The 18,736-nt window shown below is 69.5% G+C and carries 15 protein-coding genes, 1 other RNA gene and 1 pseudogene; 13 read left to right on the top strand and 4 right to left on the bottom strand.

The genetic code is table 11. From position 1 onward, the window contains the following. Together ABT367_RS15050 and prfB are read left to right on the top strand one after the other, a co-directional pair. A pseudogene (locus ABT367_RS15050) lies at positions 1-186 on the top strand (serine/threonine protein kinase); the annotation flags it as partial. A gap of 255 nt (positions 187-441) precedes the next feature. Further along, positions 442-1,554, top strand: a complete 1,113-nt coding sequence (gene prfB, locus ABT367_RS15045; protein ID WP_352253322.1) for a peptide chain release factor 2 — start codon at positions 442-444, stop codon at positions 1,552-1,554. A 151-nt stretch (positions 1,555-1,705) separates the two neighbouring features. On the opposite strand, the gene ABT367_RS15040 is transcribed toward prfB, so the two are convergent. Further along, the gene (locus tag ABT367_RS15040; protein ID WP_352253320.1) at positions 1,706-3,892 is read right to left on the bottom strand and encodes a DEAD/DEAH box helicase; all 2,187 of its coding nucleotides are present in this window, start codon (positions 3,890-3,892) and stop codon (positions 1,706-1,708) included. A gap of 400 nt (positions 3,893-4,292) precedes the next feature. Between ABT367_RS15040 and ABT367_RS15035 the strand changes: the two genes are divergently transcribed. Then, a complete protein-coding gene (locus tag ABT367_RS15035; protein WP_352253318.1) occupies positions 4,293-5,084 on the top strand; it encodes a hypothetical protein in 792 nt (263 codons plus the stop codon). Between the two features lie 105 nt (positions 5,085-5,189). On the opposite strand, the gene ABT367_RS15030 is transcribed toward ABT367_RS15035, so the two are convergent. Next, on the bottom strand, positions 5,190-5,381 hold the full coding sequence (locus ABT367_RS15030; protein ID WP_199550855.1) for a hypothetical protein: 192 nt from the start codon (positions 5,379-5,381) through the stop codon (positions 5,190-5,192). A 359-nt stretch (positions 5,382-5,740) separates the two neighbouring features. Here ABT367_RS15030 and ftsE point away from each other — a divergent pair, with 359 nt between their 5' ends. From ftsE to ssrA, 5 genes are all read left to right on the top strand, one after another. Then, positions 5,741-6,430: a cell division ATP-binding protein FtsE gene (ftsE, locus tag ABT367_RS15025; protein WP_352253316.1), complete on the top strand. Its 690-nt coding sequence runs from the start codon at positions 5,741-5,743 to the stop codon at positions 6,428-6,430. Positions 6,431-6,463: 33 nt separating this feature from the next. Further along, a complete protein-coding gene (gene ftsX / locus ABT367_RS15020; protein ID WP_352253314.1) occupies positions 6,464-7,381 on the top strand; it encodes a permease-like cell division protein FtsX in 918 nt (305 codons plus the stop codon). A 67-nt stretch (positions 7,382-7,448) separates the two neighbouring features. Further along, positions 7,449-8,609 (top strand): S41 family peptidase, encoded by a 1,161-nt coding sequence (locus tag ABT367_RS15015; protein ID WP_352253312.1) that lies wholly within the window; start codon positions 7,449-7,451, stop codon positions 8,607-8,609. Positions 8,610-8,628: 19 nt separating this feature from the next. Next, entirely contained in the window at positions 8,629-9,156 is a 528-nt protein-coding gene (gene smpB / locus ABT367_RS15010; protein ID WP_352253328.1) for an SsrA-binding protein SmpB, read from the top strand. A 150-nt stretch (positions 9,157-9,306) separates the two neighbouring features. Beyond that, positions 9,307-9,694, top strand: a transfer-messenger RNA (tmRNA) gene (gene ssrA, locus ABT367_RS15005). 107 nt (positions 9,695-9,801) lie between these two features. Here the strand turns inward: ssrA and ABT367_RS15000 are convergent. Continuing rightward, positions 9,802-10,311 carry a DUF1203 domain-containing protein gene (locus ABT367_RS15000; RefSeq protein ID WP_352253310.1) on the bottom strand — a complete coding sequence of 170 codons (510 nt, stop codon included), beginning with the start codon at positions 10,309-10,311 and terminating at the stop codon, positions 9,802-9,804. 64 nt (positions 10,312-10,375) lie between these two features. Continuing rightward, positions 10,376-10,795 (bottom strand): DUF4870 domain-containing protein, encoded by a 420-nt coding sequence (locus ABT367_RS14995; protein WP_352253308.1) that lies wholly within the window; start codon positions 10,793-10,795, stop codon positions 10,376-10,378. A gap of 196 nt (positions 10,796-10,991) precedes the next feature. Here ABT367_RS14995 and dacB point away from each other — a divergent pair, with 196 nt between their 5' ends. From dacB to ABT367_RS14970, 5 genes are all read left to right on the top strand, one after another. Continuing rightward, on the top strand, positions 10,992-12,584 hold the full coding sequence (gene dacB, locus ABT367_RS14990; protein ID WP_352253306.1) for a D-alanyl-D-alanine carboxypeptidase/D-alanyl-D-alanine endopeptidase: 1,593 nt from the start codon (positions 10,992-10,994) through the stop codon (positions 12,582-12,584). A gap of 350 nt (positions 12,585-12,934) precedes the next feature. Then, positions 12,935-13,699 carry a hypothetical protein gene (locus ABT367_RS14985; RefSeq protein ID WP_352253304.1) on the top strand — a complete coding sequence of 255 codons (765 nt, stop codon included), beginning with the start codon at positions 12,935-12,937 and terminating at the stop codon, positions 13,697-13,699. Beyond that, on the top strand, positions 13,696-15,858 hold the full coding sequence (locus ABT367_RS14980; RefSeq protein ID WP_352253302.1) for a bifunctional polysaccharide deacetylase/glycosyltransferase family 2 protein: 2,163 nt from the start codon (positions 13,696-13,698) through the stop codon (positions 15,856-15,858). Before ABT367_RS14985 ends, ABT367_RS14980 begins: the two co-directional genes overlap by 4 nt. Beyond that, positions 15,855-17,153 (top strand): acyltransferase family protein, encoded by a 1,299-nt coding sequence (locus ABT367_RS14975; protein WP_352253300.1) that lies wholly within the window; start codon positions 15,855-15,857, stop codon positions 17,151-17,153. Before ABT367_RS14980 ends, ABT367_RS14975 begins: the two co-directional genes overlap by 4 nt. A gap of 108 nt (positions 17,154-17,261) precedes the next feature. Next, on the top strand, positions 17,262-18,647 hold the full coding sequence (locus tag ABT367_RS14970; protein ID WP_352253298.1) for a nitrate/nitrite transporter: 1,386 nt from the start codon (positions 17,262-17,264) through the stop codon (positions 18,645-18,647). Positions 18,648-18,736 lie beyond the last annotated feature (89 nt).

Below are 18,736 nucleotides of genomic sequence, written 5' to 3'. Positions count from 1 at the left end.
GGTGCTACGCGCCCGGGCTCGGCCCGCCACCGCGCGGCCGCGGCCCGCCGCCGCCGGATCGTCCTGACCACCTCGGGCATCGTGCTCGCGGCGGCGCTCGGCGTGGGCGGCTGGCTGGCGGTCGCGGGCGACGACGAGAGCGGAACCCCTCGGGATGGGAAACCTTCGGTTTCGGCTACGCCGTGAGGTTCAGCCCGGGCGGCACATCCAGCCCCTGCGGCGATTGAGCAGATCTTTCAGCCCCTCCGGCGTTTGAGGAGATCCGAACGAAGTTCGGATGCGGGGTCCGGGGCGGAGCCCCGGTTTCGGGAAGGGGCGGGTAGGGGAAATCCGCCCGCCGCAGGCGCAACCGGCCCGCACCCGAGGACGAAACCGAACCCCCTCCGCAGCCCCCACCGGAGCGGGGGACGAGTCCGCCCACAGCCCCGGTACGCTGGGGGCGTGGCAGTCGTCGATATTTCCGAAGAGCTCAAGTCCCTCAACGCGACCATGACGTCCATCGAGGCCGTCCTGGACCTCGACAAGCTGAGGGCCGACATCGCCGTGCTCGAGGAGCAGGCCGCGGCCCCGTCCCTGTGGGACGACCCGGAGGCCGCCCAGAAGATCACGAGCAAGCTCTCGCACCTGCAGGCCGACGTCCGCAAGGCGGAGACGCTGCGGGGCCGTATCGACGACCTCGCCGTGCTCTTCGAGATGGCCGCGGAGGAGGACGACGCGGACACCCTCGCGGAGGCCGAGTCCGAGCTGACCGCGGTCCAGAAGGCGCTGGACGAGATGGAAGTCCGCACGCTCCTCTCCGGTGAGTACGACGCCCGTGAGGCCCTCGTCAACATCCGCGCCGAGGCCGGCGGCGTCGACGCCGCCGACTTCGCCGAGCAGCTGCAGCGCATGTACCTGCGCTGGGCCGAGCGGCACAACTACAGCACCGAGGTGTACGAGACCTCGTACGCGGAAGAGGCCGGCATCAAGTCGACCACCTTCGTCGTCAAGGCCCCCTACGCCTACGGCACCCTCTCCGTCGAGCAGGGCACCCACCGCCTCGTGCGCATCTCGCCCTTCGACAACCAGGGCCGCCGCCAGACCTCGTTCGCGGGCGTCGAGGTGCTGCCCGTCGTCGAGTCCAGCGACCACGTCGAGATCGACGAGTCCGAGCTGCGCGTCGACGTCTACCGCGCATCGGGGCCCGGTGGCCAGGGCGTCAACACCACCGACTCGGCCGTGCGCATCACGCACATCCCGACCGGCATCGTGGTCTCCTGCCAGAACGAGCGCTCCCAGATCCAGAACAAGGCCAGCGCCATGAACGTGCTGCAGGCCAAGCTCCTGGAGCGCCAGCGCCAGGAGGAGCGCGCCAAGATGGACGCGCTCAAGGACTCCGGCAGCTCCTGGGGCAACCAGATGCGCTCCTACGTCCTGCACCCGTACCAGATGGTCAAGGACCTGCGCACCGAGTTCGAGGTCGGCAACCCGCAGGCCGTGCTCGACGGCGAGATCGACGGCTTCATCGAAGCGGGTATCCGCTGGCGCAAGCAGCAGGAGACGCAGACGGACTGACCCGGGTCCCCGGACCCGCTCGCACCGCGGCCGGACCACCCGGGGGACCAGGGTGTGATCTGACAAAGGGACCCGGCGTCTCGCTCACTGTCCGAATTGCCGGGCTGTGGCGAGACGCCGGGTCCCTTTCCCACTCACAGAACCGGCCCGCTCACACCCCGAGGGCCAGTCTCAGCTGTTCGTCCTCCACGATGCGGCGGGCCAGGTCCGGGTCCGAGATGTCGACCGCCTCCGGGACCGTCTCGGCGACCTCGCTGCGGCGCGCGTACGTATCGAACTGCTCCTGCTTGACCCGGTGCACCTCGAGCAGCCGCACATCCACACTGTCCGCGGCGAGCAGCCGGTGCACCTGCACCCGCCGCACCTGCCCCATCCGGTGCGCCCGGGCCACGGCCTGCGCCTCCAGGGCAGGGCTGAGCTGCGGTTCGCACAGGACCACGACCGACGCCGCCTGCAGATTGAGCCCGGTGCCCCCGGTACGTATCTGCGCGAGCAGCACCGCATGGCCGGGTGCCGCGGTGAACTCGTCGACCAGAGACTGGCGTTCATCGGCCGGCACCGAACCCGTGAGCGGGCCGAGCGCCGAGCCCTGGAGGGCCGCCTCGACCACGGCGAGCACCTCGAGGAAGCAGGAGAAGACCACCACCTTCAGATCGTTGGCGGCCGCTTCCGCGACCAGTTCGCGCAGCCGGTGCAGCTTCGCCGAGCGCGCCGGGTCCGCATAGGGCGCCCGCCGCATCGCCATGAAGTTCCCCTCGCCGACCGCCCGGCGGTACGCGGCCCGGTCGCCGTCCGAGAGCTCCTCCCACTCGTCGGCATGGATCACCCCGGGCAATTCGCCGAGCACATCCGGCTGATTGCGCCGCAGGTAGCAGGGCGCGACGGCCGCGCGGAAGGCCCGCGAGTCAAGGACCCCCATCCCGTACTGCAGCGCGTGGGCATCCGGTGACTGCAACTGGCCGATCAGGGCCCGGAATTCGGCGACGTGGTTCTCCATCGGTGTGCCGGTCAGGAACAGCACACGGCCGGTGGAGGCCCGCCGGATCAGCGCGCGCAGCGCCTCGGCCCGCTGGGTCCTGGGGTTCTTCACGTACTGCGCCTCATCGGCGACCACCAGGGCGAGGGGCACCTTCGGTATCTCCAGGGTCCGCAGCACGTCGTACGTCGTGACGAGCACGCCGCCGTCCGCCGCCCAGGCGTCCACGGCGGCGTGCCGCCCCGGGCCATGGGCGCGGTACGTGACCAGTGAGCTGCGGCCCTCGATCTCCCGTATCCAATTGAGCATGACGCCCACCGGGCACACCACGAGGAAGTGCCGGCCCTCCCCGGTGGCCCGCAGATGGGCGAGCGCGGCGAGGGCCTGGATCGTCTTGCCGAGCCCCATCTCGTCGCCGATCAGGACGCGGCGGCGGGCCAGCGCGAAGCGTGCGCCGAAGGCCTGGTAGCCGCGCAGCGAGACCTGGAGGAGCGACTCGTCGAGCGGCTGCGCCCGCACCTGTTCCGCGATGCCGGTCGGGATGTAACCCTCGGCGGACTCCCGGTCCTCGGGCAGATCGGCGACCTTGCCGAGCACCGTGTAGTACTCGGCGGCCCGCACCTGGAAGTCCAGCCAGGCCCGGTCGGCCGGCTCGGGCCCGCGCAGCAGATCCGTGACGGCCTGGTCCAGCGTCATCCGTACGTCCGCCGAGGCGGTCGCGGCGAGGGCCTCACGTACCCGAAGGAGCGCGGCCCCGGCCAGGTCCCGCTTGCGGCGCCCCGCGAGCAGCCACTGCACACGGGAGCCCGCCGGCACGGCCGCGGACAGATCGCTCTCCAGCGCCTCCGCGGTCTTACGGGCCAGCGCGACCGCCTCCGGGATGCCGGGCCCGGCGAGCACGAGCCGGTTCAACGCCCGTACGAGAGAGGTGTGCCGCGCATCCCCCTGGGCGTCCACATCGATCCGCACCGCCACGGTCTGGGCGGCCGCGCGCGCCAACTGGCCGGCAGCGCTGTGCAGTTGACCCGCGGTCTGCGCACCGATCCCGGGCACCTGCCGCAGCCCGTACGGCTGCGCGTCCCGCACCTGGCCCACCGAGGTGAGCCCGGCCGCCTCCAGGGCCTGCAGCGCGGCCTCGCGCAGCTGCCCGCGCGTCACGTCCCGCAGGGCTGTCAGCGGCAGCCCTGCGAGCTCCTCGTGTACGAAGACCTCCGCGAGCACCCCGTACGCGCGCCGCACCTCCTCCTGGGCGGCTTCGTGCTCGCGCAGCACCGAGCGTGCGGCACCGAGCAGTTCGCGCCCGGCCCGCAGCAGCGCTCTGGCCCGCGCCCCGACGGGCACCTGGCCGTCGTCCGCTGTCACCCCGCCCCCCGTCGTCGGCTCATGTGGTCCGTGTCTTTCGGTGGATTCCCGACTGCATCCATGGTGGCAGGCGGGTCTGACAACCCGCCCTCGTCGCGCGGGCCTTCACCCGGGGCGGGTGTGAAACCTGTGGAAGAGATGGGGGATCCGTCACAGTCATGACGCTCTTGCCGGGCAAGTGATCATGAAACGGACATCTCGTGCGTACTGACCTTGACGTAACTCTTAACTCTGGACAGGCTGCTGCGAAGCATGCGTATGTCTGGGGCGGGTGTGAACGGGGCGAGCGGGACGGGCCCTCAGTGAGGCAGTCCCGTACGAGAACAGCAAACCCCGCCGGGCCGTGGCCCCAACTACAGCTGCTCCATTGACGAGAACAGCTACTGGGGGTAGCAGGCAGATGACCAAGAAGACGCGGATCCGCGTTGCGCGAATAGCCGCCGGCGCCGTGATCGCGGCCGGTGCGTCGCTGACCGCGGCCGGTGCGGCCTCGGCCGCCGGCGTGGACGTGGACCTCGGCCCTCTGGGTGGCGTGAGCGCCACTGCGGATGAAGGCGGCCTCGGTGTCGACGTCGACCTGCCCGGAGCCGACGGTGGCGCTGACGGCGGTGCCGACGGCGGCGGTGACACGGGCGGCCCCGGTGGCATCGACGGCGGTGCCGACGGTGGCGCTGACGGCGGTGGCGACACCGGCGGTCCGGGCGGCGTCGACGGCGGTGCCGATGGTGGCGCTGACGGCGGTGCGGACGGCGGCGTCGACGGCGGTGCCGATGGTGGCGCTGACGGCGGTGCGGACGGTGGCGCTGACGGCGGTGCCGATGGTGGCGTCGACGGCGGTGCGGACGGCGGCGCTGACGGCGGTGCCGACAACGGTGGCTCCGGCAACAACGGCGGCTCCGGCAACGGCGGCTCCGGCAACGGTGGCTCCGACAACGGCGGCGGCTCCAGCACCGGTGGCAACGAGACCGACCCCGACAACGAGGGCAACCAGCCCGTCGAGCAGGGTGGCAAGGAAGGTCTCGAGGACACGGGCTCTGCCCCGGCCGAGGCCGGCAGCGGTGGCGGCGAGCTCGCCGAGACCGGTGCCTCCGAGACCACGTTCCTGCTCATCGGCGCCGCGACCATGATCGCGGGCGGTATCGGCTTCCGGATGCTCCCGCGTCTGGTCTCCGGCCGCAACATCGCCGCCTGAGCACACTGACGTGACAGAAGGGCCCGGAGCCGCTCGGCTCCGGGCCCTTCCCATGTCTGTACGACTCTGATGCCCGTACGCGCCTCAGGCCCGTACGAAGCGCGGCTACGCCGCCTGGTGCGCCACCAGTGCCATCGCCGCGACCACCATCACCAGCAGCGCTATCAGCGTCACCGGGTTCAGCCCCCCGAAGGGGCCCTGCTGCTCGAGCCGCTCGCGATTCGCCCGGCACACCCGGCACCGGCCCTCGCTCACGGGCGCAGCACAGTTCGCGCACACCAATCGGTCATAGGTCATGCGCCTGTCCTTCCTCCCGCGCGGGCCAAGCCGCGTCACGCGTCCCATTGCGGCGGGTACCCACCGCATGGTCTCACCGCGCACAACGCTCCCGGGAACTCGACGGTTCCCCCTACCACTGTGCCAGCTTCGCCACGATTCGGCGCGCCCCACGGAAAGTGCCCGCTCCCGGCCTCCGCCCGCAAGCCCGCCGACCAGGGACGCGGCGCCGGATTCGGACCGGTCTGTTTCACTCCCGTATCGGACGAGATCCGCGACAAATCGCACAACCCACGCGCAACCCCTGCCGCCCCCTGCGCCGCATACCCCGGTTCGCGTATGGTCACGCACACCTACCCCCGGCGACTCGTGGTGCATCCGTGATCCGATTCGACAACGTCTCCAAGACCTACCCCAAGCAGACCCGCCCCGCACTCAGGGATGTATCCCTGGAGATCGAGCGTGGCGAGTTCGTCTTCCTTGTGGGGTCCTCCGGCTCCGGAAAGTCGACGTTCCTGCGGCTGATCCTGCGCGAGGAGCGGGCGAGCCAGGGCCAGGTGCACGTCCTCGGCAAGGACCTCGGCAGGGTGTCCAACTGGAAGGTGCCGCACATCCGGCGCCAGCTGGGCACCGTGTTCCAGGACTTCCGGCTGCTTCCGAACAAGACCGTCGGCGAGAACGTGGCGTTCGCGCTCGAGGTCATCGGCAAGCCCCGCGGCACCATCCGCAAGACCGTCCCCGAAGTGCTCGACCTGGTCGGCCTCGGCGGCAAGGAAGAGCGCATGCCGGGCGAGCTGTCCGGTGGTGAGCAGCAGCGCGTGGCCATCGCCCGCGCTTTCGTGAACCGACCGATGCTGCTGATCGCGGACGAGCCCACCGGCAACCTGGACCCGCAGACCTCCGTGGGCATCATGAAGCTGCTCGACCGCATCAACCGGACCGGCACCACCGTGGTGATGGCGACCCACGACCAGAACATCGTCGACCAGATGCGCAAGCGCGTCATCGAGCTGGAAGGCGGACGCCTGGTACGCGACCAGTCGCGCGGCGTCTACGGCTACCAGCACTGAGGCACCGAGCAACCCGAGCACTGAAAGGACGCCATGCGCGCCCAATTCGTCCTGTCGGAGATCGGCGTCGGTCTCCGCCGTAATCTCACGATGACCATCGCGGTGATCGTGTCGGTCGCCTTGTCGCTCGCGCTGTTCGGCGGTGCCCTGCTCGGCCTGAAGCAGGTCAGCGTGATGAAGGGCTACTGGTACGACAAGGTCAACGTCGCGATCTACCTCTGCAACAAGGGCGACGCCGAGTCGGACCCCAACTGCACCGAGGGCGCGGTGACCGCGGCGCAGAAGAAGGCCATCGAGACCGACCTGGGCAAGCTCAAGCCGGTCGAGAACGTCCTCTTCGAGACCAGCGACCAGGCGTACAAGCACTACAAGGAGCAGTACGGCAACTCGCCGCTGGCCCAGAGCCTCACGCCGGACCAGATGCAGGAGTCGTTCCGCGTGAAGCTGGACGACCCGGAGAAGTTCAAGGTCATCTCCAGCGCCTTCTCGGACCGGCCAGGGGTGCAGTCCGTCCAGGACCAGAGAGACACGGTCGACAAACTCTTCGAGTTGCTCAACGGCATGAACGTCGCGGCACTCGCCCTGATGGGCCTGATGCTGGTCGTGGCACTGATGCTGATCGTGAACACCGTGCGCGTCTCGGCGTTCAGCCGGCGCCGCGAGACGGGCATCATGCGACTGGTCGGCGCCTCCAGCTTCTACATCCAGCTGCCGTTCATCATGGAGGCCGCCTTCGCGGGCGTCCTCGGCGCGTTCCTGGCGACCGTACTCCTCGTGGGCGGCCGCTACTTCATGATCGAGAACGGTCTCGAACTCGCCGAGAAGATGCCCCTGGTGAACTTCGTCGGCTGGAACGAGGTCCTCGCCGTCCTCCCGTTCGTGATCGTCATCGGACTTCTGATGCCCGCGCTGGCCGCGTTCTTCGCGCTGCGCAAGTACCTGAAGGTGTGAGACATGTCCAGGGCGCCGTACGGTCAACAGACCGTACGGCGCCCTGCGTTGTCCTAGACTCACCGACATGTCGGGCCCCGAGAGCCTCTTCAAGAGACCCCGCAGCATGCGCCGCGGGGCGGGTCTGACGTTGCTTTTCGCGAGTGTGCTCGCCGCGGGAGCCGCCACCGGATCCTTCGGCTCGGAGCCGCACAAGTCGGCCGAACCTCCACCCCGTTCCACCCCCGTCGCCCAGGACGTCTCCGAGGCGGCCGCCGAGGCGATGGCCGACGGCAAGTCGCCCACCGACGCCGCCCGGGAGGCGGTCAGCCGCAGCGGCGACCGCTGGGGGAAGGTGTACGACGAGGAGGAGTACGAGGAGTTCGAGCAGGCCCTCGACGGCGAGTACACGGGCGTGGGCCTGTGGACCCGGCGCGACGGCTCGGGACGGATCGAGGTCGCCGCCGTCCAGCACGACGGGCCCGCGGCACGGGCCGGCATCACCGAGGGCGACCGGCTGCGCTCCATCGACGGGCACCGCCTCGACGGCCGCTCGCCGGCCGATGTCGGGCGCCTCCTGCGCGGCGGGGACGACGCGGGCCCCGGCAGCGAGGTCACGCTCGGCCTGCAGCGCGGCAAGCGCACCTGGGACAGCACCCTCGAGCGGGCCACCCTGGAGAAGCAGACCGTTTCGGTACGGGACTTCGGCGACGGCACGCGCCTGGTGAAGGTCACCTCCTTCACCAAGGGCTCGGGCGCCGAGGTCGGCAAGGCGGTGGCCTCGGCCCCCGCGGGGCACGGCATCCTCCTCGACCTGCGCGGCAACTCCGGCGGTCTGGTCGCCGAGGCGGTGGACGCGGCCTCCGCGTTCCTCGACGGCGGCCTGGTCGCCACGTATGACGTACGGGGCGAGCAGCGCGCTCTGCACGCGATCCGCGGCGGCCAGACTTCCAGACCCCTGGTGGTCCTGGTCGACGGCGGGACGATGAGCGCGGCCGAGCTGCTCGCCGGCGCCCTGCAGGACCGCGGCCGCGCGGTCGCCGTCGGCTCGCGCACCTTCGGCAAGGGCTCGGTCCAGATGCCGACCCGGCTGCCGGACGGCTCCGTGGCGGAGCTGACCGTCGGCCACTACCGCACTCCGTCGGGCCGCAGCGTCGACGGCCGGGGCATCACACCGGACCTGAACGCGGGCGAGGACGCCGAGGCGAGGGCCCGCACAGTATTGAGTGGCCTCGGACCCCCCTCGTAGTGCGAAAATGGCCAGCACTATGGCCAAGATGAAGGAAACCCGTAAGTCGGAGAAGTCCGCGGCGAAGGACAAGGGACCCGAGCGCAAGCTCGTCGCCCAGAACAAGAAGGCACGGCACGACTACCTCATCCTCGACACCTACGAGTGCGGTCTCGTGCTCACCGGCACCGAGGTGAAGTCGCTGCGCCAGGGCCGGGCCTCGCTCGTGGACGGTTTCGTGCAGATCGACGACCACGAGGCGTGGCTGCACAACGTGCACGTGCCCGAGTACGCCCAGGGCACCTGGACCAACCACTCCGCACGCCGCAAGCGCAAGCTGCTCATGCACCGTGCCGAGATCGACAAGCTCGCGTCGAAGCTGCAGGAGACGGGGCACACGATCGTGCCGCTCGTCCTGTACTTCAAGGGCGGCCGGGCGAAGGTCGAGATCGCGCTCGCCAAGGGCAAGAAGGAGTACGACAAGCGGCAGACGCTCCGCGAGAAGCAGGACCGGCGCGAGGCGGACCGGGCGATGTCGGCGGCGAAGGTGAAGCAGCGGGCCTCGTAGGTCTCCCCGGATCCGTCGCGGGTCCTGGATCCGGTGGGCCGGACGGGAAATAAGTTGGCCCCGCCCGGCGCTGTTCACGTACGATGGGTACTGCACCGCACAGCCGGTGTGGGTACCCGGACCTCACGGTCCGGCTTGAAAAATCAACATGGGGATGATCGGTTTCGACAGCGGATGTCGAAGCAGGGGAAGCGTGTCGAGGAAGCGGCAATGATCTCGTTAACCATATGTCGCAACCAATAATCGCCAACACCAAGAGCGATTCCCAGTCCTTCGCCCTCGCTGCCTAATAACAGCGACTGAAGGACCCTAAAAGGGTGTCAGCCCGGGGAAGTTCCCGACCCGGATCCTGGCATAATCTAGGGAACTAAACCTTTTCACCCGGTCACGGGGTGAAAAGGGAAATCAAACAGTGACTGGGCCCGTCGGCGACTTGTTCGCGTGATCGCCGGGGCCGAGAAAATCACAGCGAACTGCACACGGAGAAGCCCTGATTCAGCACCGTTGGACGCGGGTTCGATTCCCGCCATCTCCACGAACACGACAGGCGACGTATGCCCGCGAACTGCGCGGGCATACGTCGCCTTCGTCGTTCTTGCGCGGACTTCGTCCGCGCGTTGCGGGGGCTTCGCCACCCGCGCCCCCTCAAGCGAGGCGGCGGGCTTCGAGCAGGAAGCAGCCGTACTCAACGGCCCTGACATGGACGAGTGTCACCAATGGATCCGCGAAGACCTCGGCGAGGGCTTGCTCCACCTCGGCCGACCGTTCCCGGGGAAGCTCCAGCAGGTGGCCGCCGAGGATGCGGCCCTCGGCGCCGTACGCCCGCAGTACGCGGCGGTCGCCATGCAATGCGGCGGGGTAGCGCAGGGTGCCGGCGCCAGGGCCCTCGCATGCTTCGGCGTGGATGAAGACCGGGCCGTACTCGTCGTACGCCCCGGGTTCGGCCCCTGTCTCCGCCGCCCACCGTCGCAGCGGCGCGTACGAGACGAGCGCGATCCGCTCCCCGGGCGCACTGCGCCGCAGACAGCACCGCAGCGGGGCGCCGCCCTCGGGGTCGGTCGCGGGTTCACGGGTGTGCCCGGCGTCGTCCTGCACCCGGAGCTGCTTCAGTACGTCCGTATCGATGGCCCGGATCTCGTATGTCTTCGGCTTCATGCTTTTCAGCATCAAGGAAAGCGTGGTGCCGGTCCGGCGGAATTCGGACGCGGCATTCGCGCCGTTACTTCACCATGCGGAAAGCCAAGTGGACCGGATAGCGAAACGGCTCGATGCGGTACGCGTGGAACAGGGCGCGGCATGTGGCGTGGACGCCGAGGGCGAAGTAGACCAGGCCCGACAGGCTGAGGGCGATCAGTGCGACCACCGCGAACGTCGAGGACGACGTGACCAGGGCGCCCACGATGAGCACCGCCCACACGCTCCAGACCATCAGCTGCGTGAGCGTGAAGTTCAGCGCCGTGGTGGCGTGGGCGCGGCTGTGGGCGTTCTTGGCGGTGGCCTTCAGGCACAGGGCCGGTATCCATGCCAGGTACGGGAAGCCCGTGAGCAGGCATACGACATGGGAGGCGTGGCTGAAAAGGGCGGCCGAGGTGTCCTGGGCAGGCGTCGGTATCGGCATCGCCGAGGTGTGCGTGGTCATGAGCGTGCTCCGTATCGCTGTTCCCCCTGCTTCCCCAGGCCCCGTCGATCCCCTGATCTCCCGGGTGCCCCACGCCTCCCAGCCTAGAAAGCCGCTATTGCGGCGATCGGGATGATTCGTAACAGAATGACGGCGATACGGGAGCGCCCTCATGCCGTCTGTTGCGCCGGCGCCGATTCCGGGATGCTGCGGTGGCATGAGTAGACCTCTGGGACGTATGCGTAAGCGGGCCTTCGCCCTGCCCCTCGTCGTCGGTCTCGCCGCCACTGTGCTCACCTGGAGCGGTCCCGCCGGTGCGGACAGTGACGCGGCCGCCCGGCCCGGGCTCACCGAGGCCATCGAGACGATCCTCGCCGATCCCCGTATGGACGGGGGCGCGGCGAGCGTCGTCGTCGCCGATGCGGCGAGTGGTGAGGTTCTGTACCGGCACGAAGCGGGGGACCGGCTGATGCCGGCCTCCAACACGAAGCTGGTCACGTCCGCGGCGGCGGCCGAACTGCTCGGCACGGACTACCGGTTCACCACCGAGGCGCTGGCCGCCGGGCGGCAGCAGGGTTCCGTACTGCGCGGCGATCTCTACCTGCGCGGCAGCGGGGACCCCACCGCGCTCGCGAGCGACTACCGCAAGCTCGCCGCCGACGTCGCGGACCGGGGGGTGCGGACCGTCACCGGTGAACTCGTCGCCGACGACACCCGGTTCGACGCCCAGCGGCTCGGGCGGAGCTGGGCCGCCGATGACGAGTCCTCGTACTACTCGGCCCAGATCTCCGCCCTCACCGTCGCGCCCGATACGGACTACGACTCCGGAACGGTGATCGTCGAGGTGTTCCCGGGTGCCGCGCCGGGCGACAGGCCGCGGGTCGCCCTCACGCCCCGGACCGGATACGTCGAGATCGTCAACGAGGCCGAGACCCTGCTGGCCGGACAGGAAGGCACGCTCACCGTCGAGCGGCGGCACGGCACGAACGAGATCGTGGTGAGCGGCGGCATCGCGGCCGGTGACGGACCGGTCAAGGAGTGGGCCACCGTCTGGGAGCCCACCGGCTACGCGGCCGACGTCTTCCGGCGGGCGCTCGAGGAGGAGGGCGTACGTGTCGTCGGCAGGACGCGACTCGGGCGTCAAGCACCGGACAGTGCGCGGGAGTTGGCGGTCCACCGGTCGATGCCGCTCGAGGAGCTGCTCGTACCGTTCATGAAGCTGTCCAACAACATGCACGCCGAGGCCTTGACCAAGGCCATCGGATACGAGAAGTCCGGCAGCGGGACCTGGAGCGCCGGACTCACCGCCGTCTCCGGGTACTTGAAGCAGGCGGGCGTCGATAGCTCCCGGCTGCGGCAGGTGGACGGCTCCGGGCTCTCGCGCATGAACAACTTCCCCGCCGCGCAGCTGGTCGAGCTGCTGCTCTCCGTACGCGACGAGCCCTGGTACGCGGACTGGGCGCGGTCTCTGCCCGTGGCCTGCGATCCCGACCGCTTCGTCGGCGGCACGCTCAGGTCCCGGATGTGCGGGACGCCGGCCGCGCTCAATGCCCGGGCCAAGACCGGCTCGTTGACGGGCGCGTCGGCGCTCTCCGGTTATGTGAAGGACAAGGGCGGCCGTGAGCTCGTCTACGCGATCGTGCTCAACAACTACCTCGCCTCGTCCGTGAAGAGCATCGAGGATGCCATCGTCGTCACCCTCGCGTCCTCGGACGGCAGCGGTGCCGTGGCGATCAAGCCACTCAAGAACCGGGCAGCGGAGGGCAATTCGGACATCGAGTGTTCCTGGAGCAAGGCAAGGGGCTGCTGATACGCGTGAGGAAAGAGGTCGCGGGCGCCGCTGCCTGCGACCTCTATCACGTATGGGGAAAGTTTTGCCATGCGCTGGAACCGCTCCCACGGCGCTCCGTGTCTTCACCGGGGCTGGGGGCGGGCGGTGAGGTCTCGAAGATGCGAGGCCGGACGGACGGCATGGGCGATAAGACCGTGTCGGGGCAGAACTGACCGGAACCGACGGGTGTCACTCTTCTGCGCTACATTCATCAGACGAGTGCAGAGTGAAGGCGGAGGCGCTCGGAGCGGGTGGGGGCCCGGTCCGCAGGCGGCTGACTTGTCTCACGTGGTCACTCGTTGGTTCCTTGGGGGAATAGGCGTACAGCAGTGGAGAATTGGCGGGAAGACGCCCTGTCGGGGCACACGCACGATCCGAACGAGGTCACGGTCCAGATCGACGGCCTGGGCCGCCTCTCGGGCAATGAGCCGTTGGCCGCCGAACGCCAAGAGGCCGCCGACAAGCCGGTGTTCGTCGACGAGTCCGGCAGCCGCGGCAGAAGAGTCCGCCGCATAGGCTGGATCATGGGCGCGGTCTGCGCGATCTACGCGATCGTGCTCATCAGCACCCTTGCCTCGGGGAACTCGGACGCGCCCTGGATGCCGGGCATCGGCAAGGACAGCAAGCCGGCCGGCAAGGTGAAGCCCACCTCGAAGCCGACCGGCCCGGAGGCCACCTCCGGTACGGAGACCGCACCGGCGCCCGGCGAGAGCACCGTCGTCACACAGAACCCGACGCCCTCCACCGGGATCTCGGGTGCGCCGGACCCGACCACAAGCCCTTCGGGCTCGGCCAAGCCCACCGGGAAGCCCACCACCGGCAACCCCGATCCCGACCCGGATCCCAGTACGCCCGACCCCGACCCGACCCCGACCGAGCCCGACCCCGATCCGACCACGCCGGATCCTGATCCGTCCCTGTCCGTGGACCCGGGCAGCGGGAACCAGAACGGCGGCAACAACGGGGACCCGATCTCCGTCGGTTCGGACGCCTTGGGATCGGACGCCTTCGGGTCGGGCATCTTCGGATCAGACACCTCCGGGTCGGACGACGCCGTATCCGCCCTCGTCTCCCTGGCAGGCGCCGCACTATGACCCCCCGCACCTCCGGCGTGGCGCGTCGCCGTCGCGTCCCCATGCGGTACCTGCTGCCGCTGCTCTTCCTCGTCGCGCTGATGGCCATGCTGATGCTGCGCGGCTACGTGCACAGCGAGATCCTCGCCGACCACCGGGTGCGCCCGCCCGCGGCCACCGACCAGGTGCCGCACCGGGTGCTCGGCGGCGGTCCGGTGATCGACGCCCGCGCGGACACCATCACCACCCGTCAGGTCCCGCGCAAGAAGCTCGTGCTGACCTTCGACGACGGGCCGGACCCGACGTGGACGCCGAAGGTGCTCGACACGCTCGAGAAGTACGACGCGAAGGCCGTCTTCTTCGTCGCGGGCACCATGGCCGCGCGCTATCCGGACCTGGTCCAGCGCATGGTCGACGAGGGCCACGAGGTGGGCCTGCACACCTTCAACCACCCCGATCTCTCGTACCAGTCCAAGAGCCGTATCGACTGGGAGCTCTCGCAGAACCAGCTGACGCTCGGGGGCTCGGCGGGCATCCGCACGACGCTCTTCCGGCCGCCGTACTCCTCGTTCAACGACGCCTTCGACAACAACTCCTGGCCGGTCACCGAGTACATCGGCTCCCGCGGCTACATCACCGTCGTCAACAACACCGACAGCGAGGACTGGAAGCGCCCGGGCGTCGACGCGATCATCAAGCAGGCCACCCCCAAGGGCGGCAAGGGCGCGATCGTGCTGATGCACGACTCCGGCGGCGACCGCTCGCAGACCGTGGCGGCGCTCGACCGGTTCATCCCCGATCTGCAGCGCAAGGGCTATGACTTCACGCATCTGACCGGCGCGCTCGGTGTGCAGAGCGCGCACACGCCCGTCACCGGACTCGATCTGTGGAAGGGCAAGGCCTTCGTCTACGCCGTCCAGACCTCGGAGCACGTGACCACCGTGCTCGTCGCGGGCCTCGCGGTGATCGGCGCCCTGGTCATCGGCCGCTTCGGCCTGATGCTGGTGCTCTCCTTCGTGCACGCCCGCCGTACCAGGCGCAGAGGCTTCCGCTGGGGGCCCGAGGTCCATGAACCGGTCTCGGTGCTCGTCCCCGCGTACAACGAGGCGAAGTGCATCGAGAACACCGTGCGTTCGCTGATGAGCAGCGATCACCCCGTCGAAGTGATCGTGATCGACGACGGCTCCACGGACGGCACCGCACGGCTCGTGGAGGGACTGCGGCTGCCCGGTGTACGGGTGATACGCCAGCTCAACGCGGGGAAGCCCGCCGCCCTCAACCGCGGTGTGGCCAACGCCAGTCACGACCTGATCGTGATGATGGACGGCGACACGGTCTTCGAGCCGTCCACCGTCCGCGAACTGGTGCAGCCCTTCGGCGACCCGCGCGTCGGCGCGGTCGCGGGCAACGCCAAGGTCGGCAACAAGGACTCGCTGATCGGCGCCTGGCAGCACATCGAGTACGTGATGGGCTTCAACCTCGACCGCCGGATGTACGACCTCCTTCGCTGCATGCCCACGATCCCGGGTGCCGTCGGCGCGTTCCGGCGCTCCGCCCTGGAGCGGGTCGGCGGGATGAGCGACGACACGCTCGCGGAGGACACCGACATCACCATGGCCCTGCACCGCGACGGCTGGCGGGTGGTGTACGCGGAGAACGCCCGCGCGTGGACCGAGGCCCCCGAGACGGTGCAGCAGCTCTGGTCGCAGCGCTACCGCTGGTCGTACGGCACGATGCAGGCCATCTGGAAGCACAAGCGGTCCTTCGTCGAGAGCGGTCCATCCGGCCGCTTCGGCCGCGTCGGCCTTCCCCTGGTCTCGCTCTTCATGGTCCTCGCGCCGCTGCTCGCGCCCCTGATCGACGTCTTCCTCCTGTACGGGCTCGTGTTCGGCCCGACCCAGAAGACGATCATGGCGTGGCTGGGCGTCCTCGCGATCCAGGCCATCTGCGCCGCGTACGCCTTCCGGCTCGACCGGGAGAAGATGACGCATCTCATCTCCCTGCCTCTGCAGCAGATCCTCTACCGGCAGTTGATGTACGTCGTACTGCTCCAGTCCTGGATCACCGCCCTGACCGGCGGCCGGCTGCGCTGGCAGAAACTGCGGCGCACCGGTGTGGTCGGCTCGGCACCCGGCATCCCCACGCAGGCACGCGGCGGGGACCGGAGGCCGGTGGGATGAGCACGCACCGCTACGACCCGTCGGCGGCGGGGCATCCGGACGAGCGGGCCGAGTGGCCGTCGTACGGGGTGCCGGAGCCGCGGGCGCAAGAGGCTGACGGGCGGGACGGGCAGGCCGCGCAGGCCGCCCGGGTCGAAGGGCCCGGACAGACCGGCCCGGCCCCGAAGCCCGCCCGTGACCGGTACTTGGACCTGCTGCGCTCGCTCGCCCTGCTGCGCGTGGTCGCGTACCACGTGTTCGGCTGGGCCTGGCTCACGCTCGTGTTCCCGTCGATGGGCGTGATGTTCGCCCTGGCCGGCTCCTTGATGGCCCGCTCCCTGAAGCGGCCCGCGTGGGGTGTGATCCGGGGACGGTTGCGCCGACTGCTCCCGCCGGTCTGGCTGTTCGCCGCGGTGGTGCTGCCGCTGATGTTCTGGGGCGGCTGGAAGCCCGCGCGGGACCTCGGCGGTACCTGGCTGCTGAACCTCTTCATGTATCTGGTGCCGGTCGGGGCGCCGCCCTACCCCGGGAACGCGGGGGACCCCACCGGGCTCTTCGAGAGCAGCTGGGCGGAGCAGGCGGTCGGACCGCTCTGGTACATCCGCGCCTATCTGTGGTTCGTCATCGCCTCACCACTGCTTCTGTGGGCCTTCCGCCGGGCGCCGTGGCCGACTCTGCTCGCACCGCTCGCCCTCACCGCGGTCGTCGGCACGGGTCTGGTGACGATCCCCGGTGAAACGGGACTCGCGGTGACCGACTTCGCGGTCTACGGGGCCTGCTGGATCCTCGGATTCGCGCACCAGGACGGCCTGCTGCGCCGCGTCCCCCGCCATCTGGTGGTCTCGCTCGCCGCGATGGTCATGGCCTTCGGGCTGTGGTGGGCATCCGGCCACCTCGGATCCGAGGGCTGGGACCTCAACGAGATTCCGCTCGCCCAGGCCACCTGGTCGCTCGGCTTCGTCGTGATCCTGCTCGTGTACGCACCCTCATGGCGCCAACTGCCCCCGAAACTCGCCGGGTACGGCAAGCTGATCACGCTGTCCAACAACCGCGCGGTGACCATCTACCTCTGGCACAACATGTTGATCATGTGTGCGGAGCGGATCGTCGACCGGGCCTGGGACATCCCGTATGTGGGGGACCATTTCTCGGCTCGGATCGAGTCGACGTACAGCCTGTGGACGTTCGTGCTGGTCATGCCGCTGATCGGCCTGACGATCCTGGCCGTCGGCTGGGCCGAGGACCTCGCCGCCAAGCGCAGACCACAGCTGTGGCCCAACGGCGCCGGGCGCAGGACGGGCTCACACACCCGCTGATCCCCGGGTGAGAGCAAGGTTGCGCCGCGGTCATCTGATCGGGCACCGGCCCGAAATAGCCGCTCCCTAGCGTCATCTGCGACGAGATGACGCGGGAGTGGAGGCGTGATGACAGCACCGGCTGCCACAAGCGGACGCAAGGGGGGCCGCTGGATCGAGCAGTGGGACCCGGAGGACGAGGAGTTCTGGGCCCGGACGGGCGAGAAGGTCGCCCGGCGCAATCTGCTCTACTCCGTCTTCAGTGAGCACATCGGTTTCTCGATCTGGACCCTGTGGTCGGTGATGGTCCTGTTCATGGGACCGGAGTACGGCATCGACCCGGCCGGGAAGTTCTTCCTGATCGGCACGGCCACCCTGGTCGGCGCGGTGATACGGGTGCCGTACACCTTCGCGGTGGCGCGCTTCGGCGGGCGCAACTGGACGATCGTCAGCGCCTGTCTCCTGCTGATCCCCACGATCGCGGCCTTCGCGGTGATGGAGCCGGGTACCTCGTACACGACCTTCGTCCTGGTCGCCGCGCTCACCGGCGTCGGCGGCGGCAACTTCGCCTCCTCGATGACCAACATCAACTCCTTCTTCCCGCTGCGCAAGAAGGGCTGGGCCCTCGGCCTCAACGCGGGCGGCGGCAACATCGGCGTCCCCGTGGTGCAGCTGGTCGGCCTCCTGGTCATCGGCACGGCAGGCGCGGGACACCCGCGGATCCTGCTCGGCGCGTACATCCCGCTGATCGTGCTCGCGGCCGTGCTCGCGGCCCTGCGGATGGACAACCTCGCGCCGGTGCGCAATGACACGGGAGCCGCGAAGGAGGCGGTCCGCGACCCGCACACGTGGATCATGTCGTTCCTGTACATCGGCACCTTCGGGTCCTTCATCGGCTACAGCTTCGCCTTCGGCCTGGTCCTGCAGACCCAGTTCGGCCGCACCCCGCTGCAGGCCGCCTCGCTCACCTTCATCGGCCCGCTGCTCGGCTCGCTGATCCGTCCGGTCGGCGGCCGGCTCGCGGACCGGCACGGCGGTGCGCGCATCACGCTGTGGAACTTCGCCGCGATGGGTGCGGCGACCATCGTGGTGATCTTCGCTTCCGTACGGGAGTCGCTGCCCGTCTTCCTGGTCGGCTTCATCGCGCTGTTCGTCCTGAGCGGCCTGGGCAACGGGTCCACGTACAAGATGATCCCGGGCATCTTCACGGCGAAGGCCTACGCGAAGGGCCTGGCCGGCGATGCCGCGGACGCCTGGGCGCGACGGCTCTCCGGAGCGTCCATGGGCCTGATCGGCGCGGTCGGCGCGGTCGGCGGACTCGGGATCAACCTGGCCTTCCGGCAGTCCTTCCAGAGCGCCGGGACCGGGACGGCGGCCTTCGTGGTCTTCCTCGGCGTGTACGTGGTGTGCTGCGTGGTCACCTGGGCCGTATACCTGCGCAGGACCGCACCCCCCGCCGTGGCGGCCCAGCCCACCGCCGAGCCGAAGCCGCAGCTCAGCTACGCGGAGGTGTGAGGCACCCGGGTGCGTGGGACCACGTAACACCTGCGCAATCAGGGCGAACCGAGCCTGTCACGCACCCTTGGCAGGCTCGGTCGACTGCA

Source organism: Streptomyces mesophilus, assembly GCF_040300965.1.
In the GTDB taxonomy this organism is placed as follows: Bacteria; Actinomycetota; Actinomycetes; order Streptomycetales; family Streptomycetaceae; genus Streptomyces; species Streptomyces mesophilus_A.
This window is presented reverse-complemented; position numbering and strand designations above follow the sequence as displayed.

Bases quoted from the DNA above. Each gene is read 5' to 3' on its own strand.
- ABT367_RS14995 (WP_352253308.1), bottom strand. From the start codon at position 10,795: ATGACCACGCACACCTCGGCGATGCCGATACCGACGCCTGCCCAGGAC.
- ABT367_RS14980 (WP_352253302.1), top strand. From the start codon at position 13,696: ATGACCCCCCGCACCTCCGGCGTGGCGCGTCGCCGTCGCGTCCCCATG.
- dacB (WP_352253306.1), top strand. From the start codon at position 10,992: ATGAGTAGACCTCTGGGACGTATGCGTAAGCGGGCCTTCGCCCTGCCC.
- ABT367_RS15030 (WP_199550855.1), bottom strand. From the start codon at position 5,381: ATGACCTATGACCGATTGGTGTGCGCGAACTGTGCTGCGCCCGTGAGC.
- ABT367_RS15000 (WP_352253310.1), bottom strand. From the start codon at position 10,311: ATGAAGCCGAAGACATACGAGATCCGGGCCATCGATACGGACGTACTG.
- ftsX (WP_352253314.1), top strand. From the start codon at position 6,464: ATGCGCGCCCAATTCGTCCTGTCGGAGATCGGCGTCGGTCTCCGCCGT.
- ABT367_RS15015 (WP_352253312.1), top strand. From the start codon at position 7,449: ATGTCGGGCCCCGAGAGCCTCTTCAAGAGACCCCGCAGCATGCGCCGC.
- ABT367_RS15035 (WP_352253318.1), top strand. From the start codon at position 4,293: ATGACCAAGAAGACGCGGATCCGCGTTGCGCGAATAGCCGCCGGCGCC.
- smpB (WP_352253328.1), top strand. From the start codon at position 8,629: ATGGCCAAGATGAAGGAAACCCGTAAGTCGGAGAAGTCCGCGGCGAAG.
- ABT367_RS14970 (WP_352253298.1), top strand. From the start codon at position 17,262: ATGACAGCACCGGCTGCCACAAGCGGACGCAAGGGGGGCCGCTGGATC.
- ABT367_RS14975 (WP_352253300.1), top strand. From the start codon at position 15,855: ATGAGCACGCACCGCTACGACCCGTCGGCGGCGGGGCATCCGGACGAG.